The sequence below is a fragment of the Xanthomonas sp. 3498 genome, assembly GCF_014199795.1.
GTDB classification, from domain to species: domain Bacteria; phylum Pseudomonadota; class Gammaproteobacteria; order Xanthomonadales; family Xanthomonadaceae; genus Xanthomonas_A; species Xanthomonas_A rydalmerensis.
Genome location: NZ_JACHOH010000004.1, coordinates 268,040 through 290,172, shown reverse-complemented (window position 1 = coordinate 290,172; position 22,133 = coordinate 268,040). Strand labels below are relative to the sequence as shown.

The 22,133-nt window shown below is 70.2% G+C and carries 17 protein-coding genes and 1 pseudogene; 6 read left to right on the top strand and 12 right to left on the bottom strand.

From position 1 onward, the window contains the following. Window positions 1-93 precede the first annotated feature (93 nt). From GGR66_RS14020 to GGR66_RS14010, 3 genes are read right to left on the bottom strand one after another with little or no spacing between them, the layout of a single operon-like run. Window positions 94-873, bottom strand: coding sequence for a LytTR family DNA-binding domain-containing protein (locus GGR66_RS14020; protein WP_184448644.1), 780 nt, complete (start codon window positions 871-873; stop codon window positions 94-96). Further along, window positions 870-1,949 carry a histidine kinase gene (locus GGR66_RS14015; RefSeq protein WP_184448643.1) on the bottom strand — a complete coding sequence of 360 codons (1,080 nt, stop codon included), beginning with the start codon at window positions 1,947-1,949 and terminating at the stop codon, window positions 870-872. The genes GGR66_RS14020 and GGR66_RS14015 overlap by 4 nt, the downstream gene beginning before the upstream one ends. Before the next feature lie 46 nt (window positions 1,950-1,995). Then, window positions 1,996-2,751 (bottom strand): DUF2306 domain-containing protein, encoded by a 756-nt coding sequence (locus tag GGR66_RS14010; protein WP_255421696.1) that lies wholly within the window; start codon window positions 2,749-2,751, stop codon window positions 1,996-1,998. A 331-nt stretch (window positions 2,752-3,082) separates the two neighbouring features. Here GGR66_RS14010 and GGR66_RS14005 point away from each other — a divergent pair, with 331 nt between their 5' ends. The 3 genes from GGR66_RS14005 (at window position 3,083) to GGR66_RS13995 (ending at window position 6,116) form a co-directional block, all read left to right on the top strand. Continuing rightward, window positions 3,083-4,231: a crosslink repair DNA glycosylase YcaQ family protein gene (locus GGR66_RS14005; protein ID WP_184448641.1), complete on the top strand. Its 1,149-nt coding sequence runs from the start codon at window positions 3,083-3,085 to the stop codon at window positions 4,229-4,231. Window positions 4,232-4,458: 227 nt separating this feature from the next. Beyond that, window positions 4,459-5,511, top strand: coding sequence for an XdhC/CoxI family protein (locus tag GGR66_RS14000; RefSeq protein WP_184448640.1), 1,053 nt, complete (start codon window positions 4,459-4,461; stop codon window positions 5,509-5,511). Continuing rightward, window positions 5,511-6,116 (top strand): nucleotidyltransferase family protein, encoded by a 606-nt coding sequence (locus GGR66_RS13995; protein WP_184448639.1) that lies wholly within the window; start codon window positions 5,511-5,513, stop codon window positions 6,114-6,116. The genes GGR66_RS14000 and GGR66_RS13995 overlap by 1 nt, the downstream gene beginning before the upstream one ends. A gap of 294 nt (window positions 6,117-6,410) precedes the next feature. On the opposite strand, the gene GGR66_RS13990 is transcribed toward GGR66_RS13995, so the two are convergent. From GGR66_RS13990 to GGR66_RS13975, 4 genes and pseudogenes are all read right to left on the bottom strand, one after another. Further along, on the bottom strand, window positions 6,411-8,606 hold the full coding sequence (locus GGR66_RS13990) for a xanthine dehydrogenase family protein molybdopterin-binding subunit (protein ID WP_184448638.1): 2,196 nt from the start codon (window positions 8,604-8,606) through the stop codon (window positions 6,411-6,413). Between the two features lie 22 nt (window positions 8,607-8,628). Further along, on the bottom strand, window positions 8,629-9,630 hold the full coding sequence (locus GGR66_RS13985) for a xanthine dehydrogenase family protein subunit M (protein ID WP_184448637.1): 1,002 nt from the start codon (window positions 9,628-9,630) through the stop codon (window positions 8,629-8,631). Window positions 9,631-9,701: 71 nt separating this feature from the next. Then, window positions 9,702-10,448, bottom strand: a pseudogene (locus tag GGR66_RS13980) (2Fe-2S iron-sulfur cluster-binding protein); the annotation flags it as partial. Window positions 10,449-10,801: 353 nt separating this feature from the next. Beyond that, window positions 10,802-13,192, bottom strand: coding sequence for a TonB-dependent receptor (locus tag GGR66_RS13975; RefSeq protein WP_184448636.1), 2,391 nt, complete (start codon window positions 13,190-13,192; stop codon window positions 10,802-10,804). Between the two features lie 448 nt (window positions 13,193-13,640). Here GGR66_RS13975 and GGR66_RS13970 point away from each other — a divergent pair, with 448 nt between their 5' ends. Then, on the top strand, window positions 13,641-13,973 hold the full coding sequence (locus GGR66_RS13970; RefSeq protein ID WP_010343489.1) for an SMR family transporter: 333 nt from the start codon (window positions 13,641-13,643) through the stop codon (window positions 13,971-13,973). A gap of 55 nt (window positions 13,974-14,028) precedes the next feature. Here GGR66_RS13970 and GGR66_RS13965 read toward each other — a convergent pair whose 3' ends face one another. Then, a complete protein-coding gene (locus tag GGR66_RS13965; protein ID WP_184448635.1) occupies window positions 14,029-16,101 on the bottom strand; it encodes a TonB-dependent receptor in 2,073 nt (690 codons plus the stop codon). Between the two features lie 153 nt (window positions 16,102-16,254). Between GGR66_RS13965 and GGR66_RS13960 the strand changes: the two genes are divergently transcribed. Next, the gene (locus GGR66_RS13960) at window positions 16,255-16,668 is read left to right on the top strand and encodes a MerC domain-containing protein (protein WP_160969663.1); all 414 of its coding nucleotides are present in this window, start codon (window positions 16,255-16,257) and stop codon (window positions 16,666-16,668) included. Window positions 16,669-16,779: 111 nt separating this feature from the next. Then, the gene (locus tag GGR66_RS13955) at window positions 16,780-16,965 is read left to right on the top strand and encodes a 30S ribosomal protein THX (protein WP_010343492.1); all 186 of its coding nucleotides are present in this window, start codon (window positions 16,780-16,782) and stop codon (window positions 16,963-16,965) included. A 198-nt stretch (window positions 16,966-17,163) separates the two neighbouring features. Here the strand turns inward: GGR66_RS13955 and GGR66_RS13950 are convergent, their stop codons facing one another. From GGR66_RS13950 to GGR66_RS13935, 4 genes are all read right to left on the bottom strand, one after another. After that, a complete protein-coding gene (locus GGR66_RS13950) occupies window positions 17,164-18,585 on the bottom strand; it encodes a chloride channel protein (protein WP_184448634.1) in 1,422 nt (473 codons plus the stop codon). Window positions 18,586-18,622: 37 nt separating this feature from the next. Further along, window positions 18,623-19,897, bottom strand: coding sequence for an ectonucleotide pyrophosphatase/phosphodiesterase (locus GGR66_RS13945; protein ID WP_184448633.1), 1,275 nt, complete (start codon window positions 19,895-19,897; stop codon window positions 18,623-18,625). Between the two features lie 107 nt (window positions 19,898-20,004). Beyond that, window positions 20,005-20,532 (bottom strand): methylated-DNA--[protein]-cysteine S-methyltransferase, encoded by a 528-nt coding sequence (locus GGR66_RS13940; RefSeq protein ID WP_184448632.1) that lies wholly within the window; start codon window positions 20,530-20,532, stop codon window positions 20,005-20,007. Then, on the bottom strand, window positions 20,529-22,001 hold the full coding sequence (locus tag GGR66_RS13935; protein WP_184448631.1) for a DNA-3-methyladenine glycosylase 2: 1,473 nt from the start codon (window positions 21,999-22,001) through the stop codon (window positions 20,529-20,531). Before GGR66_RS13935 ends, GGR66_RS13940 begins: the two co-directional genes overlap by 4 nt. Between the last annotated feature and the right edge of the window lie 132 nt (window positions 22,002-22,133).

The following is a 22,133-nucleotide window of genomic DNA, read 5'->3' as shown; positions in this document are numbered from 1 at the left end:
CGGGCAACGGATGGGCCGCCACGGTTGCGCGAACGGCATGCAGGCACGCTCGCCATCAACTGCGGCGTGGAGCTGGGCTGGTGGAAGACACCGCTACATCGCCCGGAACAACGGCAGATAGCTGCGGCTGACCGGCAACGTCTCCTTGCGGCCGCGCAGGTGGATCTGCGCGGTCTCGTTGTCGCCACGCACTACATGCAGGATTGCGCGGCGGTTGACCACCACCGCGCGGTGCACCTGCTGGAAGTCGTCCGGATCCAGTTGTGCCGCCAGGTCCTTGAGCGGCGTGGCCACGATCGAGGTGCATGCCTGTCCGTCCGGGTCGCGCCAGGCCACGCTGGTGTACTTGCTGTCCGAGCGCAGGTAGTCGATGGCCTCCACCGCGATCAGGCGCACGGTGCCGCCGCTCTGCGCCTGCAACCAGCGCAGCGGGGCGGGGCGCTCGGGCGGGCGCAGCCGTTCCGCCAGGCGCAGCAGGTGCTCGGTGAGGTCGGCCGCCGGTTGCGCGGCCTGCAGGCGCTGTTGCAGCCGAGCGACGGTATCGGCCAGGCGTGCGTCCTGCACCGGCTTGACCAGATAGTCGAGCGCGCCTTCGGCAAAGGCCTGCACCGCGTAGTCGGTGTAGGCGGTGACGAACACCAGGTGCGCGCGCCGGCCGATCTGCTGCGCGGCCTGCACGCCGGACAGACCTGGCATCTGGATGTCGAGCAGGCAGATCTGCGGCGCGTGTTCCTCGAACAGGCGCACCGCCTCGCGGCCGTTGCGTGCCTCGGCGACGATCCGCAACTCGGGCCACAGGCGGGCAAGCTGACGCCGCAAGGCCTCGCGCAGCAGCGGTTCATCGTCGGCGATCAGCGCGGAGGGCGGGATCATCGGGGCGGTACCGTCATCGGCAGGCTGAGATCGGCGCAGGTGCCGTGCGGCAGGCGTGGACGCAACTGCAGCTGTGCCGTATCGCCGAAGCCAAGCGCGAGGCGGTCACGCAAGGTGCGCAGGCCGGTACCCAGCCCGCCGCGGCCGTCGTCCTCTCCGGCCCCGCTGTCCTCCACCCGCAGATGACAGCGCTCGCCGCTGCGCCAGGCGCGAATGGCGATGCTGCCGCCTTCCTCGGATGGATCGATGCCATGCTTGACCGCGTTCTCGACCAGGGTCAGCACGGCGAGGGTCGGGCAGCGCACCTCCTGCACCGCGTCCTCGGCTTCGATCGCATAGCGCAGCCGGTCGGGCATGCGCATGTGCATCAGCTCCAGGTAGGCGCGGGCCAGCGCCAGTTCGTCGCCCAGCGTGCTGGTGGCGTCGTGCAGGCGCGGCACCGCGGCGTGCAGGTAGGCGATCAGGCTGCGCATCAGCTCCGCGGCCCGCGGCGAACCGACATCGATCAGCGCCTGCACGTTGGCCAGGGTGTTGAACAGAAAATGCGGGGCGACCTGGCGCTGCAACAGCTGCAGGCGCGCGTCCAGCGCCTCGCGCTCCAGTTCGCTGCGCTCCAGCGCGAACGCCAGCGCCTGATGTCGGGCCAGGGCATCCTTTTGCCGGACCAGGGCGGCCAGGGCCATCCATGGCGCGATCAGCACGCCGACGATGGTCAATGTGGCGAAGCCGGCCAGCCGATCCGAGTCCTGCCAGAACGGCGGCGCACCGGCTTGAGTGGAGCCCAGGTAGATCAGCAGGGTCGTCGTCGGGATCGCCAGTGCGACGCCGAACACCTGCAGCGCCCAGCGCGCCAGCCAGCGCGGCAGCCGTGGCGGCCAGCGCTCGAACAACGTGTAAGCACCCAGTGCGGCCGCGCCCAGCATGAGGCTGCGGACCAGGACGGGCAGGGGACTGTCCCAACTCAGGCTCATCAGCAGACCGAGCGCGCCGGAGACCAGGAACACCGGCACGATGCGCGCCCAGGCCAGCAGCGCGGGTGCGCGCGGTGGTGCGGGGAGCGGGGACGGAGGCGACATGGCCGCGAGCATACCGGAGCGCGGGCGTTCGGCGCGGTGGCCGCGCTCAGGCTTGCCGCAGCACCGGCCACCACATCCCCGCGACCGCGGCGAGGGTGCCGACCAGGGTGGCCGCGCTCATCGCAGCGAGCACCGCCGCCGCCAGCCACTGCGGGCCGCTGCGGCGGCTGTCGAGCGCACGCAGATACAGTTCCAGGACGGCCAGCGGCAGCAATGCCTGCGCGAACGCCAGCGCGGTCAGCGTCGGCCCGACGAAACGGTCCGGATCGAAACCGACCGGCGCCTGGTTGACGGCCAGCCAGCCCATCAACCCGATCCGGAAGAACCACACGCCGCTGACCGCCAGAAACAGGCGTAGCGCCCAGCGTCGATGCGCCGGCCACTGGCCGCGTCGGGCATGGCGCCAGGCCATGGCCACGCACAGCAGGATCAGCACCGCATTGGCGCTGGTGCCCAGATGCTGTCCCAGATCGCCGGCGACGCCGCCGCGAATCCAGATCATCGCCAGCCCACCGAGACTGAGGACGACGGCACTGACCAGGTAGACGCGCCCGTTCCAGCGGTGCACGGCCGGGCACCGGCGCCGTAACGCCGGCAGCAGTTGCGCAGCGCCCCCGAGCACGATCGCCACTGCCAGGCCCAGATGCAGCGCCAGCACCGCATTGAACACGCTGTCGCCGGCGACATGGCCGCGTGCCATGACCTGGTTCCAGCGCTCGGGAGTGCCGGCCAATGCGGTGCGTCCGTAGAAGCCGGCGACGTAGGCGGCGAAGGCGAGCTGACCGCCGATGGCGATGCTCATCCACAGCGCCGCCGCCCCACGCAGGAGTCGCGGCGCCCAGGCTTGCCCGGCGTGCGGCCGCGGCGATGTCGCCAGGCGGGGTGCAGTGGAAGCGGGGCGGGGCGGTATGGAGGCGATCGAGGTCATGGCGGCGTGCGCGGCGGTGGCGGTGGCACGCAGTGTCGACAGACCATCGCTGCCTTGCCTGGGCGATCGGACCGGTGGCGGTCATGGCGGATGAAGTGCGGCGCACGCCGACCAAACGCGCCGCGACGGATGCCCTGTACGCCGCGTTGCGCAATCCGGGTTGCTATCCTCATGGGCGCTGTCGCGTTACGAGGAAGGCCGTTCGATGCGCACTCCCATCGCTTCTGTCCCGCTCGCGCCCCCCAGGGCGCGTGCCCTGTGGCTGCACGCGCAGCGCTTGACCACCCCGGCGCCGTTCGGGCGTGGTGCGGAGGCGGTGCGGCAGGCCACTGCGCACCTGGGCTATGTGCAGATCGACACCATCCACGTGATTGCGCGTAGCCACCACCATGTGCTGTATACGCGCATTCCCGAGTACCGCGAACAGGACCTGGAGCAGGCGCAGTCGCAGGACAAGTCGCTGTTCGAGTACTGGACGCATGCCCTGGCCTATGTGCCGGTCGCCGACTACCGCATGTACGTGGCGCAGATGGCGCGTCGACGCGCACAGGCCGACGCCAGGGGCACGGTGGATGCGCAGGACTACGCGCGCTTGCTGCGGCGCATCCGCAGCGAGGGGCCGTTGTCGATCCGCGACATCGACGATGAGGTGCTGGTCGAGAAGACCCATCCGTGGGGCAGCCGCAAGCCGTCGCGGGCCGCGTTGCAGTACGGTTTCTTCAGCGGCGACCTGGTGGTCAGCCAGCGCAGCGGCATGCTCAAGACCTACGAACTGGCCGCGCGGCATTTCGGCTGGCGGCAGCGGCCGCGTCCGGTCAGCGACGCGCAGTACGCACGTTACCTGCTGCAGCGTGCGCTGCGCGCGCAGGCCATCGTCGGCGTGGATTCGGTTTGCTATGGCGAGACCGCCGCCAAACCGGCGGTGCGTGCGTTGATCGCCGCGGAAGTGACGCGCAAGCGCCTGCGCCCGGTGCATCTGCAGGGCCAGGAGGGCGTCGCCTTGTGGGCCGAGCCGGAGGTGCTGGACAGCACGCCGCCGCCGCCCGATCCGATGCGGGCGCACTTGCTGTCGCCGTTCGATCCGCTGGTGATCCAGCGCAAGCGGCTGCAGCAGTTCTTCGGCTACACCCATCGTTTCGAGGCCTACGTGCCGGCGCCGCAGCGGGTGCTGGGCTACTTCGCGCTGCCGGTGCTGGTCGGTGACCGCATCGTCGCTGCGCTCGACCTGAAGATGGACCGGCGCGCCGGTCGCCTGCTGATCAAGCAATGGACCTGGCTGGAACCGCGGCGGCCAGCGCTGCAGGCGACGATCGACGCGGCCTTGCAGCGCTTCGAACGCTTCCATCTGCCGTAGCGGGCTGTCGTCGCCGCGGGTGTGTGGCGCAAGTTACCGGTATCCGCAGCGCAGCGCCGGCTGTGGCATCGCGCCGCGCATCGCCGATCGCATGGGTGCGGCGGTTGACGCCGACCTTGCGCTGCCGTCGCCGCAAACCCGACACCCACCGAACGACAGCCAGGGTCACCTCGCGACCACAGGCCGCCGCTTAGGCTCGGGCTTCCCCCTTTCGCCTGTGCCGCCGCATGTCCGCTGCCCGACACTGTCTCCATCAAGCCCTCGACGCCTGCCGCCGCCGCACGCCTGCCGTGCTGGCCGTGGCGATGGCCCGCGAAGGCTCCACCTACGCGCATGCCGGGGCGATGGCCTTGTTCGGTCCGGATGGCGCGCAGCAGGGTTGGCTCAGCGGCGGTTGCCTGGAGCCGGAGATCGCGCGGTGTGCCGCGGAGGCCGCCGCCTCCTGCGCGCCGGCATGGATGGAGATCGATACGCGCGAGGACGAAGACCTGCTGTCGGGTTCGTCCGCCGGTTGCCGGGGCCGCCTGCACCTGGCCTTGTTGCCGCTGCTCGCCTTGCCCGGTTTCGATGGGCTGGCCCAGGCCTGGCTGCAGGGGCGCGGTGGATTGACCCTGGCGCTGGATGCCGACGGTGGCATCGCCGCCCGCGTGGCCGAGCAGGCGTTGCAATGGCGCTTGCCCTGGCGCGCGGTGTCCGCGGCGCCGCCGCGCGTCGGCGAGGTGCATGTGCCGCCACCGCCGAGAGTCAGCGTCTTCGGCGCCGGCCCGGAAACCACGTTGTTGCTGCCCTTACTGCGTCAGTTGGGCTGGATGACCACCCTGGTCGAGCAGCGGCCGCGCTGGTCTGCGTTGGGAGCGCTGGCCGACTGCACGCTAGCGTGCACGCCGACACGCGCCCTGGCCGACTGTGCCGGTAGCGATGCGGCGCTGGTGATGCACCACAATTTCGAACTGGATCGCGAAGCGCTGGATGCGCTGGCCGGCAGTGCGATCCCGTTCCTCGGCCTGCTGGGACCGGTGCGGCGGCGCGAGGACCTGTTCCGTTTGCTGAGCCCCACGCAACGCGCGCAGCTGTCGCCGCGCCTGCATTCGCCGATCGGGCTGCGCCTGGGAGGCAGCGGCGCGGAGGCGATCGCGCTCAGTATCGCCGCGCAATTGCAGGCCAGCCGGGCGGCGCCGCCGCGGCTGAGCACGGTCGCGCAGGCGAGCGACAGGCCGCGGCGATCGCATCGCGATGCGCTGGCGGCGGCACCGCGACGGCTGGCCGAGGGCGGCGGGTGATGACACAGGCACATGCGGCGCTGATCCTGGCCGCGGGCGCCAGCCGCCGCCTCGGCCGCCCCAAGCAGATGCTGACCAGCGACGGCGAGCCGCTGCTGCGCAAGGTCGTGCGACTGGCCTTGTCCACGGCGCCGGCGCGCTGCGTGGTGGTGCTGGGCGCGCAGGCCGAGGCGCTGCGTCCGCTGCTGGAGGGATTGCCGGTGGAATGTGTGCACAATCCGGACTGGTCCACCGGCATGGGCGGCAGCCTCGACTGCCTGCGTGCGGCGGTACGCGACGATGCATCGATCACCCATAGCCTGGTGCTCGGCTGCGACCAGCCGGCGCTATCGGCGGCGCATCTGCAGGACCTGCTGGCGGCGGCCGCGCGGGCGGCGTCCGGTTGCGCGTTCAGCGCCTACGCCGGCGTGCGCGGCATGCCGGCGGTGGTGGCCCAGCAGCGCTGGCGCACGCTGCCGTTGGGCGGCGATCAGGGCTTGCGCGCGCTGTTCGCGACGCTGGCCCCGGACAGCCTCGGCTGCATCGTCGCACCTGCACTGGCGTTGGATCTGGACACGCCGGAGGACGTGCAGGCGGCGGTGGCGCGGGGATGGCTGGATCCGTAGCGGTTGCCGTGGGGCGGGGCGTTGCGGCAAATCCTGCAGAGCTTGCTACGCAATGGCCGGATTGAAGCGAGCAGAAGTTCCCGTCAGACGGCGGTCGACGTTGGAATGGTGTTCTGCCTCGCTCGTCAGGACGGAAAGGGCTTTCCTAATGACGACGGAAGCCTGCTGTAGGAGCGGCTTCAGCCGCGACAGGTGTTACCGGTGACGCCTGTCGCGGCTGAAGCCGCTCCTACAAGGGGAGGGACGCGCGGCAAAGTGCATTAATGCAGCGCGGCGCAGCAAGGGTGACTACGCTCAGCCGATCAACTTGTCCGGGGTGATCGGCAAATCGCGGATACGCTTGCCGGTGGCGTGGAACACGGCGTTGGCGATGGCCGCGGGAATGCCGACCATGCCCAGCTCGCCCATGCCCTTGACCCCGAGCGGGTTGACGATCGTGTCGTCCTCTTCGACGAACATGGTCTGGATCTCGTGCACGTCGGCGTTGACCGGCACGTGATAGTCGGCCAGCGAGGCGTTGAGCATGCGCCCGTAGCGATGGTCGATCTCGGTGCCTTCGCTCAGCGCCATGCCGATGCCCATTACCACGCCGCCGATTTCCTGGCTGTGCGAGGTCAGCGGATTCATGATCTTGCCGCAGGCGGTGGCTTCGATGACCCGCGTCACCTGCACCATGCCGGTATCCGGATCGACCTTGACCTCGATGAACTGCGCACCATGCGCGGCGGTCGCGTATTTTTTGCGCTCGGCCGAGGGCTTGGATTCGTGCACCACCTCCAGTTCCTGCAGGCCGTGCTGGCGCATCAGCTTGGCGACCTCCAGGCCGGCCTCGGGCTTGCCAGTCGGCCGCAGCCGGCCATCGACCAGTTCCACTGCATCCACGTCCAGCCCGCTGAACGCCGCCTGCCCATCCTGCCGCGCCAGTTCCAGCAGCTTGCCGCGGATCTCGCGCGCCGCGCCGTGGATCGCGCTGCCGACGCTGGCGGTGGTCCACGAGCCGCCCTGCGCGGGCGCCTTGGGTAGACGCGTGTCGCCGAGTTCGAACTGCACGCGTTTGGCATCGATGCCCAGATACTCGGCGGCGATCAAGGTCATCACCGTGTAGGTGCCGGGGCCGATATCGGCCGTGGCACTGCCGACCCGGGCACTGCCGTCGGCTTTCAGCACGACTCGCGCCAGCGCCGGCATCTGCATCGCCGCCCAGGTGCCGGTGGCCATGCCCCAGCCGACCAGCAGGCGGCCATCGCGCATCGAGCGCGGTTCGGGCGTGCGCTTGCTCCAGCCGAAGGTCTCGGCAGCGAGCGCGTAGCATTCGCGCAGCGCCTTGCTCGAGAACGGTTTGCCGGTTTCCGGGTCGGTCTCGGCATAGTTGGCCAAGCGCAGTTGCAAGGGGTCCATCTTCAGCGCATAGGCCAGTTCGTCCATGGCGCACTCGATGCCGAACATCTGGCTGATGGTGCCGGGCGCGCGCATCGCCTGCGGCGTCGGCAGGTCGGTCTCCACCACCTCGAAGCGGTCTTCCACGTTGGGACAGGCATACAGCGAGCGCGCATTGCGGAAGATCGCCTCGTTGAACGCCTCGATGCGCGAGGTGTTGAGCACGTGCCGGTAGCGGATTGCCTGCAGCGTGCCGGCGGCGTCGGCGCCCAGGCCCAGTTCCACGCGGTAGTAGGGGCGGTAGCCGTGGCCGCTGAACATCTGCCGCCGGGTGTAGACGATTTTCACCGGCAGCCCCACCGCCTTGGACACCGCGCCGAGCAGGAAGGTGTAGTAGTTCGGGCGCAGGCACGAGCCGAACGCGCCGCCGACGAACAGCGACACGACGTTGACCTTGTCCACCGGAATGCCGAAGTAGCCGGCCAGCTGTTCGCGGTCCTGGTAGACGTTCTGGCTCTTGTTGACCACGGTCAGGGTGTCGCCGATCCAGTAGCCGATGCCGCCGTGCGGCTCCATCGGGTTGTGGTGCTCGACCGGCATCGTGTACGCGGCCTCCAGCTTCACCGGCGCGGCGGCGAACGCTGCGGCCGGGTTGCCGCGCGGCTTCGGCGATTCCTCGGGGGTCGGATCGTGCGCCTGGTCGAGCAACGCGTCGAAATCGGTGTGCGCGGTCTCGACGGCGTAGTCCACCTGGATCAGTCGCGATGCGTGCCGCGCCTGTTCGAAGGTCGTGGCCACCACCACCGCGATCGGCTGCGCATTGAAATGGATGCGGTCGTCGACCAGGGCGCGGAACGACAGGTCTTCGCCCTTCTTCTTGACCGCATCGGACACCGGCTTGATCGCATTGAGGTGGGTCAGCACCTTGATCACGCCGGGCGCTGCTTCGGCGGCGCGGGTGTCGATGCGCACGATGCGGCCCTTGGCGATGGTGCTGGTGAGGATGTAGCCGTGCACCAGATGCGGGATCTGGAACTCCGCGGCGTAACGCGCCTTGCCGGTGACCTTGGCGTAGCCGTCGACGCGGCGCATTTCCTTGCCGATGTAGTTCATTGCCGGTTCTCCGGTTGGCCGCTCACGCGGCGTCACTGCCGCTGGCGCGGTGCAGGGCGCGGATCATCGCGTGCGTGCCCATTGGGATCTTGTAGGCGTTGTGCGCCAGCGGCCGCGCCGCGGCCATCTCGGCCTGCGCAGCGGCGGCGAAGGCAGCTTCACCGACATGCTGCCCGACCAGCGAACGTTCGGCGGCGCGCGCGCGCCAGGGTTTGTGCGCCACCCCGCCCATGGCGATGCGCGCTTCGCGGATGCGTCCGTCTGGATCCAGCGCCAGCGCCGCGGCCACCGACACCAGCGCGAACGCGTAGCTGGCCCGGTCGCGCACCTTCAGGTAGTGGCTGTGCGCGGCGAAGCTCTGCGCCGGCAGCGTGATCGACTCGATCAGTTCGCCGTGCGCCAACTGGTTGTCCAGGTCGGCGCGTGCGTCGGGCAGCAGGTGGAACTCGGCGAAGGGGATCTCGCGATGTGCGCCGGCGGGCGTGCGTACGTGCACCGTCGCGTCCAGCGCGGCCAGCGCCACGCACATGTCCGACGGATGCACCGCCACGCAGTGGGGGCTGTGGCCGAAGATCGCGTGGGTGCGGTTGAGTCCCTCGCGAGCGCCGCAGCCGCTGCCCGGCTCGCGCTTGTTGCAGGGCAGGGCGGTGTCGTAGAAGTAGCCGCAGCGGGTGCGCTGCAGCAGGTTGCCGCCGTTGCTGGCCATGTTGCGCAGTTGCATCGTGGCCCCGGCCAGGATCGCCTGGCTCAGCAACGGATAGCGTTGGCGCACCAGGGGATGGTTGGCGGTCTGCGTATTGTTGGCGAGCGCGCCCAGGCGCAGGCCGCCGTCGGCGGTTTCGGCGATCTCGGCCAGGCCCTTGAGCCGGGTCAGGTCGACGATCTCGTCGGCGCCGGTCACCCCTTCCTTCATCAGGTCGAGCAGATTGGTGCCGCCGCCGAGGAAGCGGGCGTTCGGGTTGGCGGCGACACGGCGCACCGCGTCCTCCGGCGTGGTCGCGCGCTGGTACTTAAACGGCGTCATCGGCCACCTCCTTCGCCATCTTCAGGGCAGTCAGCGGACTGGTCGACATAGCGCCATGTCAGCGGCCGCGGCGCGCCGCCGCTGTGCACGTCCTGGATGGCGGCGACGATCTTCGGGTAGGCGCCGCAGCGGCAGATGTTGCCGCTCATGCGCTCGCGCACCTCGGCGTCGCTGAGCTCGGTGACCGGCCGACTGACGTCGGCGCTAACATGGCTGGCGTCGCCGCGCTTGATCTCGTTCAACAGCGCCACGGCCGAGCAGATCTGCCCCGGCGTGCAGTAGCCGCACTGGAACCCGTCGTGCTGCACGAACGCGGCCTGCATCGGATGCAACTGCTCGCCGTCGGCCAGGCCCTCGATGGTGGTGATCTGCGTGTCTTCGGCTTGTGCGGCCAGGGTCAGGCAGGAGAGGCGGCGTTCGCCGTCGACGATCACTGTGCAGGCACCGCACTGGCCGTGGTCGCAGCCCTTCTTGGTGCCGGTCAGCGCCAGATGTTCGCGCAGCGCGTCCAGCAACGTCGTCCGTGGGTCCAACTGCAGCGCGTGGCGCTGACCGTTGACCTCCAGGACCACGGGCAAGGCGTTCTGCGGCGGTGCGGTCTTGGCAACCGGTGCGGCGAACGCGGCGTCGCTGAAGAGGATCTGGCCGCCGGCACTGCTCAGGCCGGCGGCCGAGAGCAGGGCGATGAATTCGCGGCGCGAGAGGCCGTTGATGCCGAGCCGGCGCGCGAGCGCGGCCTCGTCCTCGCTCAGCGGGGTATCGGGCGCGCTGCCGGCGGCGCCGGACGCGGCGTCGGAACGGTGGGGGTCATGCTGCATCGGTCTCTCCTGCCTGGGGACCGCCGCCGTGCGCGCGCAGGCGCAGCATGGAGCGAGTCGACCTGGGTAGCGGCACCGCCATGGTGGCGCCGACGAACGGGCACGCATCCGAACCCGGTCGCCAGCATCGCGGCGATCCCGCGAAGGGATTGCGAAGAGAACGCGAAGGGAGGGTGTCGAGGCAGTGATGCGTTCGGGCGGATCCTCGTGGCCGCAACTGCACGAGTGCGCGTCGAGGGCGCATCTGCAGCAGCGGCGGCCGCCGCGACAGACGACGGATCGCCCCTGTCGCGGCCGATGCGCGCGACGAAACCCTGGCGATTGCAGCGCGTGCGTCTGCAGTCGCGCAGGCGCTACCAGCGGTACGCCACCGACAGCTGATACTGGCGACCGGCGATCGGGCGGCCCATGAACACGCCCCCGGTGGCCGCACCAGGTACGCGCACATTGCCCTCGGTCAGGCCCAGCGTGTCGGTCACGTTGCTGCCGCTGGCGGTGAACTCCCAGTGCTCGCCGCTGTGCAAGCTGGCGCCGACGTCGAGCATGTCGTAGGACGGTAGACGCTGGCTGTTGGCCAGGTCGGCGTAGCGTTCGCCGATGTAGGAATAGGTCGCGAACACGCGCAGGTCGCCGAACGGCAGCATCCAGTAGTAGCTCGGGGTCAGCCGGAACTGCCGCTTGGGCTGGCGCATGACCTGGTTGCCGGTGTACTCGCGGTAGTTGCGGTACTTCGCATCCAGCCACACCCCGGTGCCGGCCAGTTCGAAACCGCCGAACGGGCGGATCGCGCCTTCCACCTCCAGGCCATAGGCGCGCGAATCGCCGACCGTGGTGAAGTTGGTGCCGTTGGCCAGGAAGGCCTGGAACGGCGAATTCTTGAAGGTGTTGTAGAACGCGGTCAGGTACAGATCGTAGTTGGTCGCGCCGGACTTCAATCCCAGTTCGTACTGCCTGATGTCCTGCACCTTGGTCTGCCCGTCGCGCAGGTTGTCGAAGCCGGGAAACTTGACCCCGGAATTGACCCGCGCGAACACGCTGTTGTGCGCGTCGAGCTTGACGTTCAGGCCGGCGGTCCACGACAGCGCGTTGTCGTCCTGGTCGATGCGCCGTGCGCTGGGCAGCGAGATCGAGGTGGCATTGTCGTAGAGCGTGGCCGGGTTGCCGTCCAGGTCCACGGTGGCGGTGTCGTGCACGGTGCCGGTGACGCGCTGGCGCTCGTAGCGCACGCCCAGGTCCAGGCGCAGGCGCTCGTCCAGCTCCCATTCGTCGGCGACGAACACCGCGGCGTTCTCGCCCTGGTAGTGCGCGCGCAGGGCCAGGAAGGCGGTGCTGGTGAAGCCGTCGCGGGTGGGCAGGCGGCCGTCGTCCAGGGTCACGTCGATGCGCCGCGCGTGGTTCTGCGCGGTCAGCAGCATGGTGTTGCCGAGGTACCAGGTGTCGTTGGAGGTGTACCTGGCGTAGTAGCTGCCCACGGTGAGCGTGTTGCCGGCGAACAGCGTGCGGCTCAGGCGCAGGTCGTTGGTGAAGGAATTCAGGCGCTTGTCCACCGACCACCAGCCGGCTTCCAGCACCTGCTGGTTCTGGTCGACCGTGCCGCCGCCATTGGTATAGCGCGCGCTGCCGGGGCTGCCGTAGCCGGCGATGAAGTCGCCCAGCCGCTGCGGCGCGTCGCCGGTGAACAACGCATAGGTCGGCGCGGTGCCGCCCATCACGTTGAAGCGGTCGGCGACGGTCCAGTCGCCCAGCTGCCAGTTCAGCTCGCCACCGAACACGTCGATGTTGACGCCGCGGCCGTCGCCCAGATCGCGCTGGATGGTCTCACCGTTCGGGCCGACCGGCAGGGTGACGTTGCGGAAGTCATTGCTCAGCAGCGTGCCGCGCTGCGCGTCGAGGCCGGGAAAGCTGGACAGGTCGTTGCCGTTGTTGCGCGACAGCAACGGGATCGCGGTGTAGAACGCGTTGTTGTCGTCGGTGTGGCGCGCATAGAACGACAGTTCGCCGCTGTCCCAGCGCTTGCTCAGGGTGGCGCTGAACTGGCCGCCCTTGTCGGCGGGGAACTGCGGGTCGCGTACGCCGTCGGTCTCGCGGAAGAAGCCGCCGACGCTGTAGTACCAGCCGTTGCCCATCGGTCCGCTGTCGAACAGATCGATGCGGCGCAGGGCGTCGCTGCCGCCGGTGACGCGCACGCTGCCTTCCGGCTCGTCCTGGCCCTTCTTCTGGATGAAATTCACCGTGATGCCGGCTTGACCATTGGAGAAGATCGGGCTGGGACCGCCGCGCAGCACCTCCATGCGTTCGATGGTGTCGTCGGTACGGAACAGCGTGGAGTTCTCCAGGAACGACAGGGTCGGCGGCGGGAACAGCGGTGCGCCATCGAGCTGGAAGGTGACGAACGGCGCATCGCCTTCGGAGGGCATGCCGCGCACGAAGATGTTGGCACCGGTGCCGCCGCCGCTGGGCTCGGCCCACACACCGGGCACGATCTTCAACAGGTCGGCGCTGCTCTGTGGCACCGCTTGCTGGATCTGTTCGGGCGTGGCGGTGGTGATCGAGAAGCTGGTGTCGCGCTTGCGCAGGCCCTTGAAGCGCGCGGTGCCGCTGACCACGACGGTATCCAGGGTGGTGGCGTCAGGTTGCGCTGCAGGCGCAGCGGGCGCGTCGGCGGCCTGTGCCTGCGCGGGTGGTGCGAGCAGGGCGGCGGCGACGGACAGGGGCAGCAGATGGCGAAGCGGTGCAAGTTGCATGAAGAATCTCTCCTTTCTTCATCCGGAACAGTCGGCCGGCAGGCGGCGCGCACGTACAGTGCGCGGCCGCGACGCATCGGCCGGTACGGCGCGAGACAGGGGTAACGCGCGGCGCTCTTTGTAACGCCGTCGGGCGGTCTGACCGTTGTGCAGCGCGGTACATGCCTCGTTTGCGTGACAGGTTGCCCAGCCAGGCCGCCATTGCACTGCAGCGTATGGCGTGCGGTGCGCAGTGCAGCGTTGCTTCGTTTGGTCAGGCGTGGCTGCGCATGAGGAACGCAGCCGCGACAGAGGCGGTTCCTGGATGCCTGTCGCGGCCGACGGCCCAAAAACGGCACAAAGCGTGCTGTTGCGCGGGTACATCTGCGATAGCGCCCATCGCTATTTCCATCGCCGCCACGCCCCCAGTTGCTATCGTGGCGCGCATGGTTTCCAAGAGTGTCCTGCAATGAAGAACTGGCTGTTCCTGCTGGTGGCGATCCTCGCCGAGGTGGTCGCGACCTCGGCCTTGAAGGCCAGCGAGGGCTTCACCCGGCTGTGGCCGACGCTGCTGGCGCTGTGCGGCTATGGCATCGCTTTCTATCTGCTGTCGCTGACCCTGCGCAGCGTGCCGGTAGGCGTGGCCTACGCACTCTGGTCGGGCATCGGCATCGTGCTGATCTCGCTGCTGGCGTGGTGGCGGTTCGGCCAGGCGCTGGATCCGCCGGCGATCGTCGGCATGGCGCTGATCGTCGCCGGCGTGGTGGTGATCAACGTGTTCTCGCGCAGCGCGCCGCATTAGCCCAAAAAAGAGGCCGCCCGAAGGCGGCCTCGTCACGTTGCGGCGAACGTGCCGATCAGAAAAACAGGCGTACGCCGAACGAGGCGCTGCGGCCGGGCAGCATGACGTCGTCCTTGAGGAACGAGGTGTGCACGCGCGCGTCCTGGTTGGTCAGGTTGTTGCCGTCCAGGAACACTTCCCAGGCGGTGCTGCCGGTATCGACGTGATACGCCAGGTGTGCATCGACCAGGGTGTAGCCGGCGGTCGGGGTCTCGTTGACCGCCACCTTGTCCTGCTTCTGGTAGCGGGTGGCGCCCAGCGCGGCGCGCCAGTGGCTGGCGTCCCAGCGCAGCTGGGCGCCATAGCGCGCCGGCGCGATGCGCGGCAGGTTGCCGCCGTCCTTCAGCCGCGCACGCACGGTGTCGCCGAACACGCGCAGGTCCCAGGCGCCGCTGTCGTTGTTGGCCAGGTGGAAGGTGGCCTCGCCCTCGAAGCCGTGGAAGATCGCATCGGCCTGGGTCCACTGGCGGATCGGCAGGAAGTCGTTGTCCTCCTCGTGGTACCACTGGCCGCCGGTGTCGACGATGTAGATGAAGTCGTCGTAGCGGTTGTAGTAACCGGCCACCTTGGCGTCGACCCAGTCGTTCTTGAAGATCAGGCCCAGCTCGGCCTGGTTGGCCTTTTCGGTCTTCAGATCGGGGTTGCCGATCTCGTAGGCGAGGGTGGCGATGTGCGGGCCGTTGGCGAACAGCTCTTCCTCGGCCGGGGCGCGCTCGGCGTGGTCGAGGTTGGCGGTCAGGCGCCACTGTTCGTTGAAGCGGAAACCGCCGCTCAGCGACAGGCTCTTCGGAGTGAAGTCGCGGTCCACGCCGGTGTCGGTCTCGTACTTGGTCTTGTCCACGCGCGCGCCGAGCTCGGCCTGCACGCGGTCCCAGCTGTTGCGCGCGAGTGCGAACACGCCGATGGCGCGGGTGTCGGTCTTCGGCACGAAGGCCTCTTCGCCGACCGCCTGGAAGGTCGAATCGCTGCCCTGCACGCCGACCGCGGTCTGCCAGCCGCCGCCCAGGCCGAAGGAGGCCTCCACGCGGCCTTCGTTGGCGCGCTTGTCGAACTTGGTGCCCACTTCCGCGCCTTCGAACTCGGTGTGGGTGTAGGCGGTGTGGCCGAAGCTGTAGCGCAGCGCGCTGCCGTCGCCCCACGGGTCGTTCAGCGCGCCCTTGAGCTCGAAGCGGTCCTGGTGCAGCTGCAGCGACACACCGCGCTCGCCGGCGGCCGGATCGCCGGGTTCGCCCGGGTTGCCGTAGTCGTCGCGGAAGCGCGAGACCGACACGCCGACGAAGCCCCAGTCGCCGGCCAGCGAACTGCCGATCGAGCCGACCTTGGACTTGACGAACGAATTGAGCTGCGGGCCCTGCGGCGTGTCGTAGTCCTTCAGATTCCGATACACGCCGTCGGCATGGATCGACAGGCCGCTGCCGTTGCCGGCGTCGACCCGGAACATGTCGGTGTTGCCGCTCTTGTCGCCGCCTTCCCAGCGCGCCTCGGCACGGCCGTGCACGCCGTCGACCGGGGTCTCGGCGATGCGCCCGTCGACCACGTTGACCACGCCGCCGATGGCGCCGGAGCCGTACAGCAGGGTGGACGGTCCCTTCAGCACCTCGATCTGGTCGGCCAGGAACGGTTCCACCGCCGGCGAATGGTCCTGGCTGACCGTGGACACGTCCTGCGAGGACAGGCCGTCGTTGAGTACCGCCACGCGCGGGCCGTCCAGGCCGCGGATGATCGGCCGGCCCACGCCGGGGCCGAAGTTGGAACTCTGCACGCCGGGCAGGCTGGCCACGGTCTCGCCGATGCTGGCGCCGCGGTTCTCGTCCAGGCGCTCGCCGGCCAGCACGTCCACCGGCTGGCTCAGTGCGCCGGCGGCATCGCGCAGCGGGCTGGCGGTGACCACCACCTGGTCCATGTCCTTCACGTGCCGGTCCTGCGTGTGGCCTGCGCCGTGGCGGCTGTCGCTGGCCGGCGGCGTGGCATCGGCGGCGATCGTCGTGGTGGTCGGGTCGGCGGCCAGGGCCAGCGACGGGCTCAACAGGCCAAGCAGGGCCAGGGACAGGGCGGAACGGCGGAGCAGGGCGGGGCGGGAAGAGGGCATGGGCATTCCATTCGGAGGGATGTTCGTGGCGACGTGCGCGCGACCGGCGCCGCGCAATCGCAGCGGACAGTCCAGGAAGGGGCGCGGGACGCGCTGGTCGCCGGCGGCCGAATGTTATATTATTCCGTAACACTTTCAACCGTGCCGACCGTCATGTCCTCACCGTTCGATCTGCGCGCCGCGCTCGACCGCCTCGGCGCCACCGGTTCGCTGCTGTGCGCGGTGCATTGCGCGGTGTTGCCGCTGGCGCTGGCGGTGCTGCCGTCGCTGGGCCTGTCGATGTGGTTGGGCGACGGCGTGGAGCGCACCCTGGTGCTGTTCGTGACGTGCCTCGGCCTGTTCAGCCTGGTGCTCGGCTATCGCCGCCATCGCGTGTGGCAGGCGCTGGGATTGCTGCTGCTGGGCCTGCTGTCGCTGTGGGCCGGGTTGCTGGTGCCGGCGTTGCACCACGCGGTGGCGCCGCATGCGGCGATCATGACCTTCGGCGGCACCCTGGTCGGGCTGGCCCACCTGCTCAACCTGCGGCTGAACCACGGCCACGTGCACGACGCAAGCTGCGCCCACTGAGCGCACGTGGTAGTCTTGCCGCCCTTGCGCGAGGGCGCTGACCGCGTTGGCCTCGCCAAACCCCGTGCAGCTCGCGGGGGTTTTCGCAAACACATTCAGGAGTCGATGAGCATGGGTAAGGGTGACCGCAAGACCGCCAAGGGCAAGCGCTACAACGCCAGCTACGGCAATTCGCGCTCGCACAGCGTGAGCAAGGTGGCCGTGGGCGCTGCCGCGCCGGCCGCGAAGAAGTCGGTGGTCAAGGCGCCGGCGGTGAAGAAGGCCGTGGCCAAGAAGACGGTCGCCAAGGCCGGCTGAGCCAGCCACCGGTTGACCAAGAACGCGGCGCTTGCGCCGCGTTTTTTTATGCCTGGCGTGCATGCCTGGCAGTGCCGTGAGGCGGGGGTGGACGCCTTGCAGTGGAGCAGGGCGGAGCGAAACGTCATCCCGATCGCGCTGCCGCTCAGGACACGCGGCCGCTCAGGGCGAGCCGCCGCGCGCAGGACCAACCGCCGCTCAGTGTGGACGTGGCGCGGTGGGGCCGTCGTCGCGGTCATCGTGGTCGCTGCCGGCCAGATCGGCGGCCAGCGAGATCGGCGCTTCCTCTTCGGCAGGCGGCGCGGGCGCCGGCGGCGGCGCCCCCAGCAACAGCTCGGCCAGGCCGCGATAGATCGGCGTGCGGCAGACCAGCGCGGAGGCGCCGCGGGCGATCAGTACCGTGGCCAGGATCGGCAGCAGCATGTCGCTGCTGTCCGTCAGTTCCAGCGAGATCACCGCCGAGGTCAGCGGCGCCTGGGTCACCCCGGTGAGATAGGCGCACATGCCCAGCAGCACGAAGATGCGCGGGTCCACGCCCGGCATCAGCACGGCCAGGTTGTGGCCGAGCCCGGCGCCGACCGCCAGGGCCGGCGAGAACAGGCCGCCGGGAATGCCGGCGACGTAGGACACCAGGTTCGCCAGCAGCTTCATCAGGCCGAACTCGTGGCCGACGCTGGCGTGCCCCTGCACCAGGCTGCGCGCCTGCTCGTAGCCGGTACCGAACGCGCCGGTGCCGAAGATCAGGCCCAGCAGCACCAGCGCCAGGCCGCACAGTGCGGCCAGCAGGACCGGCTGGCGCCGGCGCAGCTCGCCCAGCCAGCGCGGCTTGCCGGCGACGGTCAGCAGCACCATGCGCGCGAAAGCGCCGCCGAGCAGGCCGGCGACCACGCCGCACAGCAGGATCGCCAGCCACGCCTTGCCCAGCGGCAGACCGGCGGTGGCGACCCGGCCGAAGTAGGTGTAGTCGCCGAGCAGGCCCAGCGAGATCACGCCGCCGACGATCACCGCGGTCAGCAGGGTGCCGGAAAAGTGGTGCTCGAAGCGCCCGCTCAGTTCCTCGATGGCGAACACCACGCCCGCCAGCGGCGTGTTGAACGCGGCGGCGATGCCGGCGGCGCCGCCGGCCAGCAGGAAATGGCTGGCCTGGCGCGCATCGCGGAAGCCGAACCAGCGCCCGAACACGTACATCAGGCTGGCGCCGACGTGCACGGTCGGGCCTTCGCGGCCGATCGAGGCGCCGCCGAACAAGGCCATGGTGGTCAGCATCAGCTTGCCCACGGACACGCGCAGCGACAGGTTGGCCTGGCGGAAGCCGTCGTCGGGGCGTTCCAGCGCCGCGATCACCTGCGGAATGCCGCTGCCGCGGGTAGGGCGCAGCGCGCCGTTGGTGAGCCAGGCGAGCAGGGCGAAGACGCTCGGGGTCAGCAGCAACGCCCACCACGGCGAATGCCCGATGATGCGCTGGAACACGTGGAAGGCGGCGTCGCTGGCCTTGGCGAAGACGATGGAGACCAGCGCCACCGCTACCGCGCCGCCCCACAGCACGGCGCGCTGTTTCCAGCTCTCTTGCGAGATCAGTTGGCGCAGACGCGGCGGTTGCGCGGAGTCGGGCGAGTGCATGCGGCCATTGTCGCACGCGTCGCCCCGTGCGGGCGCCCTAGCGCAGCGCCGGCAGCAGCGCCTGCGGATCGCCGTCGTTGGGCGCGGCGGGGATGCCGAGCAGGCGGGTCAGCAAGGGATAGACGTCGACGTTGTCGATCGGCGCCAGGGTGACGCCCTGGCGGAAGGCCGGGCCGCGGGCGACGAACACCGCACGCATCGACGGCAGCGCCGGATCGTAGCCGTGCGAGCCGCGCAGGCTGCGCGGCTTCTCGGCGATGCGCGCACGCGGCAGCGCATCCCAGCCCTCGTGCATCTGGCACACGATCGGCGGGATGCGCGGGTTGCTGCCGTAGTGCCAGCGCGCCGGCAGTTCGCCCTTGCGCCAGCAGTCGTACTGCGGGTGCGCGCCGAGCAGCCGCGCTTCCACTGCCGCCTGCTGGCCCGGGCGCGGGGCGATGCCTACCGACTGCCCGTAGCTGATCACCGTGACCTGTTGCGGCGGGACCATCTCCTCGACCGCCAGCACCTGCTTGGGCGGCACCGCGGCCATGCCATGGTCGGACACCAGCACCAGGTTGATGCGGTCCAGTTCGCCGCGCTGCGCCAGGCCGTCGAGCAGATGCCCGATCGCCGCATCGATGCTGGCGATGGCCTGCGCGTATTCCCGCGACTCCGGGCCATGGTCGTGGCCGGCTTCGTCCACCTGTTCGAAGTACAGCGTCAGCAACTGCGGACGCGGTGCGCCGGTATCGTCGAGCCAGCCCAGCACCTGATCGACCCGTGCGTTCGGCGGCATGTCGGCGTCGAAGGCCTGGCGACGGCTGGGGCGCACGCCCTGGATGGCCGCCTCGCTGCCCGGCCAGGCCCAGGTCGCGGCGTGCAGGCCGGCTTTCTCGACGCCGACCCAGATCGGCTCGCCTCCCCACCAGCGGCCGTCGCCGACCGCGGCGCGATCGCTGATCTGGAACGTGCCCAGCAGTGGGTCCTGCATGCTGTTGTGGACGATGCCGTGGTGGTCCGGACGCAGGCCGGTGGCGATGGTGTAGTGGTTGGGGAAGGTCAGCGATGGATAGGAGGGCGTCATCCATTGCGCGCGCACGCCGTCGTGGACCATGCGGCTCAGGTTCGGGGTGATGCCGCGATCGAGCATGTCCGCGCGCAGGCCGTCGATCGAGATCAACAGCACCGGCGTGGGCAGCGTCGCCGGTGCTGCGGCGCTGGGTGCGGCGGCCGCGGCGGTCGCGTGCGACGGCGTGGAAGGGGTGGAGGCGCAGGCACCGAGCAACAGGGTGGCGCAGACGAGCGTGGAACGCAGGACGGAGGACATCATCGCGGCATCATAAAGCGCGCACGGTGACGTGGCGAAGACAGGACGCGCTGCGCGCGCATCGGCATCGGCGCCACACGCGACGCGCGACGCCGCAGCGTTCGCTGCGCTCAGCCGAACAGCGACGCCATCGTGCCGGATGTCGTGCCGCTGCCGTCGCGCCGTTCCAGCGCCAGCAGCGCGGCCTTGGTCGGCAGCCCGCCGCCGAAGCCGGTGAGCGCGCCGTTGGCGCCGATCACCCGATGGCAGGGCAGCACGATCGGCAGCGGGTTGCGGCCGTTGGCGGCGCCGACCGCGCGCACCGCACGCGGCTGGCCGAGGTGCTGCGCCAGTTGCGCGTAGCTCCAGGTCGCGCCGAACGGGATCTCGGCCAGCGCCAGCCACACCCGGCGCTGGAAGTCCGTGCCGTGTGGGGCCAGCGGCAGGTCGAAGCGTTCGCGCTCGCCGGCGAAATAGGCCAGCAATTGCTCGCGTGCCTCGCGCACCGGCGCCGGATCGTGGATCCAGTCGGCACGGCCGCGGGCGTCGTAGCGGTTTTCCGGGAACAGGATGTGGCGCACGCCATCGCTGCCGACGGCGACGGTGAGGAGGCCGATCGGCGTGTCGAAGCGGTCGTAGTACAGCGGGGATGCGGTCATGCGCGGGTCTCCTCGGGAGGATCGTTGGCCAGGTGCCACAGGTGCAGCACGGCGTAGGCGCGCCAGGGCCGCCAGGCCTGCGCGCGCGCCTCGGTGGCGCGTTCGCTCAGGCGTGCGCCGTCCGCGCCGAGCATGCGTTGCAGGACCAGGTCGCCGGCGGGGAAGGCATCGGGCTGGCCGAGCGCGCGCAGCGCGATGTACTGCGCGGTCCAGGCGCCGATGCCCGGCAAGGTGACGGCGTGGGCGACGAAATCGTCCAGGCGCTGGCCGGCGCGGAAGGACAGGCGGCCGTCCAGCACCGCCTGCGCCAGCGCGCGGATCGTCGCCGCACGCGAGCGTGGCAGGCCGATCGCTTCCAGCGGCGCGTCGCGCAGCGCCTGCGGCGTCGGGAAGGCGCGATCCAGCCCCGGCGGCTGGCCGGGCCGCGCGGCGCCATGCCGATCGACCAGGCGCGCGGCCAGGGTCGCCGCGCCGGCCACGCTGACCTGCTGGCCGAGCACCGCGCGCACCGCCACTTCGAACCCGTCCCAGCCGCCCGGCACGCGCAGCCCGGGACGCCGGGCGATGGCGCGCGCCAGCAGCGGATCGTCGCCGAGCGTGGCATGTACCGCGCGCAGGTCGGCATCCAGGTCGAACACGCGGCGTACCCGGCGCACGATATCGGGAATGGCGCGCGGATCGGCCGCAGCGATGTGCAGGCGCAGTTCGTGGCGCTGCGGATCGGCCTCGACGCGGATGCGGGTGGAAGCCTCGCACGGGCCCAGCACGCGCTCGTAGCTGGCCTCGCCGATGCGCTCGATGCCGGGGATCGCACGTTTGCGCAGGAACGCCAGCATCGCCGGGAAGTCCAGCGGCGGCCGATAGCCCAGGCGCAGCACCAGATCGCCCCCAGGGCTCTCGGCGCGCTGCTTGCGGATCGCCGAGGGTGGCATGCCGCAGCCGTCCAGGAAGGCGGCATTGAAGCGGCGCAGGCTGTTGAAACCGGCCGCCAGCGCCACCTGGGTGATCGGCAAGGCGGTCTCGGTGAGCAGTTGCTTGGCCAGCAACAGGCGCCGGGTGGCGTGCACCGCCGCCGGGGTGGCGCCGAGCTGGGCCACGAACAGGCGCTGCAGCTGGCGCGCGCTGATGCCCAGTTCGGCCGCCAACGCGGCGACGCTGGCGTCCTGCAGCGCACCCTCGGCGATCAGCGCCAGCGCACGTCGCACGACCTCTTCGCCCAGGTGCTGCTGCGCCTCCGGCGACAGTTCGGGGCGGCAGCGCAGGCACGGCCGGTAGCCGGCCGCCGCCGCGGCCGCGGCGCTGGGGTAGTAGCGCACGTTGCTGCGCTTGGGCGGCGGCGCCGGGCACACCGGCCGGCAGTAGATGCCGGTGCTGCGCACGGCGGTGAAGAACACCCCGTCGAAGCGCGCGTCGCGCGACTGGCGGGCGCGGTCGTAGAGGGTGTGGTCGGTGGCGGCGAGGGCAGGCATGGCGCCAGTCTAGTCGGCTCGGGCGCGGTGCACTGGCCGTTTTCGGACAGCAATGCCGCGGCTGCCGCGTGGCCGTCGCGCCCGCGGTTTAGGCGCAGTTGGGGAGGTGTCGTGCGGCGGCACTAGACTAGG

What these genes read in the sequence shown, in the direction of transcription:
- GGR66_RS14010 (WP_255421696.1), bottom strand. Translation starts at nt 2,751, where the DNA reads ATGAGCATCGCCATCGGCGGTCAGCTCGCCTTCGCCGCCTACGTCGCC.
- GGR66_RS13945 (WP_184448633.1), bottom strand. Translation starts at nt 19,897, where the DNA reads ATGATGTCCTCCGTCCTGCGTTCCACGCTCGTCTGCGCCACCCTGTTG.
- GGR66_RS13995 (WP_184448639.1), top strand. Translation starts at nt 5,511, where the DNA reads ATGACACAGGCACATGCGGCGCTGATCCTGGCCGCGGGCGCCAGCCGC.
- GGR66_RS13975 (WP_184448636.1), bottom strand. Translation starts at nt 13,192, where the DNA reads ATGCAACTTGCACCGCTTCGCCATCTGCTGCCCCTGTCCGTCGCCGCC.
- GGR66_RS14020 (WP_184448644.1), bottom strand. Translation starts at nt 873, where the DNA reads ATGATCCCGCCCTCCGCGCTGATCGCCGACGATGAACCGCTGCTGCGC.
- GGR66_RS13935 (WP_184448631.1), bottom strand. Translation starts at nt 22,001, where the DNA reads ATGCCTGCCCTCGCCGCCACCGACCACACCCTCTACGACCGCGCCCGC.
- GGR66_RS14005 (WP_184448641.1), top strand. Translation starts at nt 3,083, where the DNA reads ATGCGCACTCCCATCGCTTCTGTCCCGCTCGCGCCCCCCAGGGCGCGT.
- GGR66_RS13940 (WP_184448632.1), bottom strand. Translation starts at nt 20,532, where the DNA reads ATGACCGCATCCCCGCTGTACTACGACCGCTTCGACACGCCGATCGGC.
- GGR66_RS13950 (WP_184448634.1), bottom strand. Translation starts at nt 18,585, where the DNA reads ATGCACTCGCCCGACTCCGCGCAACCGCCGCGTCTGCGCCAACTGATC.
- GGR66_RS13970 (WP_010343489.1), top strand. Translation starts at nt 13,641, where the DNA reads ATGAAGAACTGGCTGTTCCTGCTGGTGGCGATCCTCGCCGAGGTGGTC.
- GGR66_RS13965 (WP_184448635.1), bottom strand. Translation starts at nt 16,101, where the DNA reads ATGCCCTCTTCCCGCCCCGCCCTGCTCCGCCGTTCCGCCCTGTCCCTG.
- GGR66_RS14015 (WP_184448643.1), bottom strand. Translation starts at nt 1,949, where the DNA reads ATGTCGCCTCCGTCCCCGCTCCCCGCACCACCGCGCGCACCCGCGCTG.
- GGR66_RS14000 (WP_184448640.1), top strand. Translation starts at nt 4,459, where the DNA reads ATGTCCGCTGCCCGACACTGTCTCCATCAAGCCCTCGACGCCTGCCGC.
- GGR66_RS13990 (WP_184448638.1), bottom strand. Translation starts at nt 8,606, where the DNA reads ATGAACTACATCGGCAAGGAAATGCGCCGCGTCGACGGCTACGCCAAG.
- GGR66_RS13960 (WP_160969663.1), top strand. Translation starts at nt 16,255, where the DNA reads ATGTCCTCACCGTTCGATCTGCGCGCCGCGCTCGACCGCCTCGGCGCC.
- GGR66_RS13985 (WP_184448637.1), bottom strand. Translation starts at nt 9,630, where the DNA reads ATGACGCCGTTTAAGTACCAGCGCGCGACCACGCCGGAGGACGCGGTG.
- GGR66_RS13955 (WP_010343492.1), top strand. Translation starts at nt 16,780, where the DNA reads ATGGGTAAGGGTGACCGCAAGACCGCCAAGGGCAAGCGCTACAACGCC.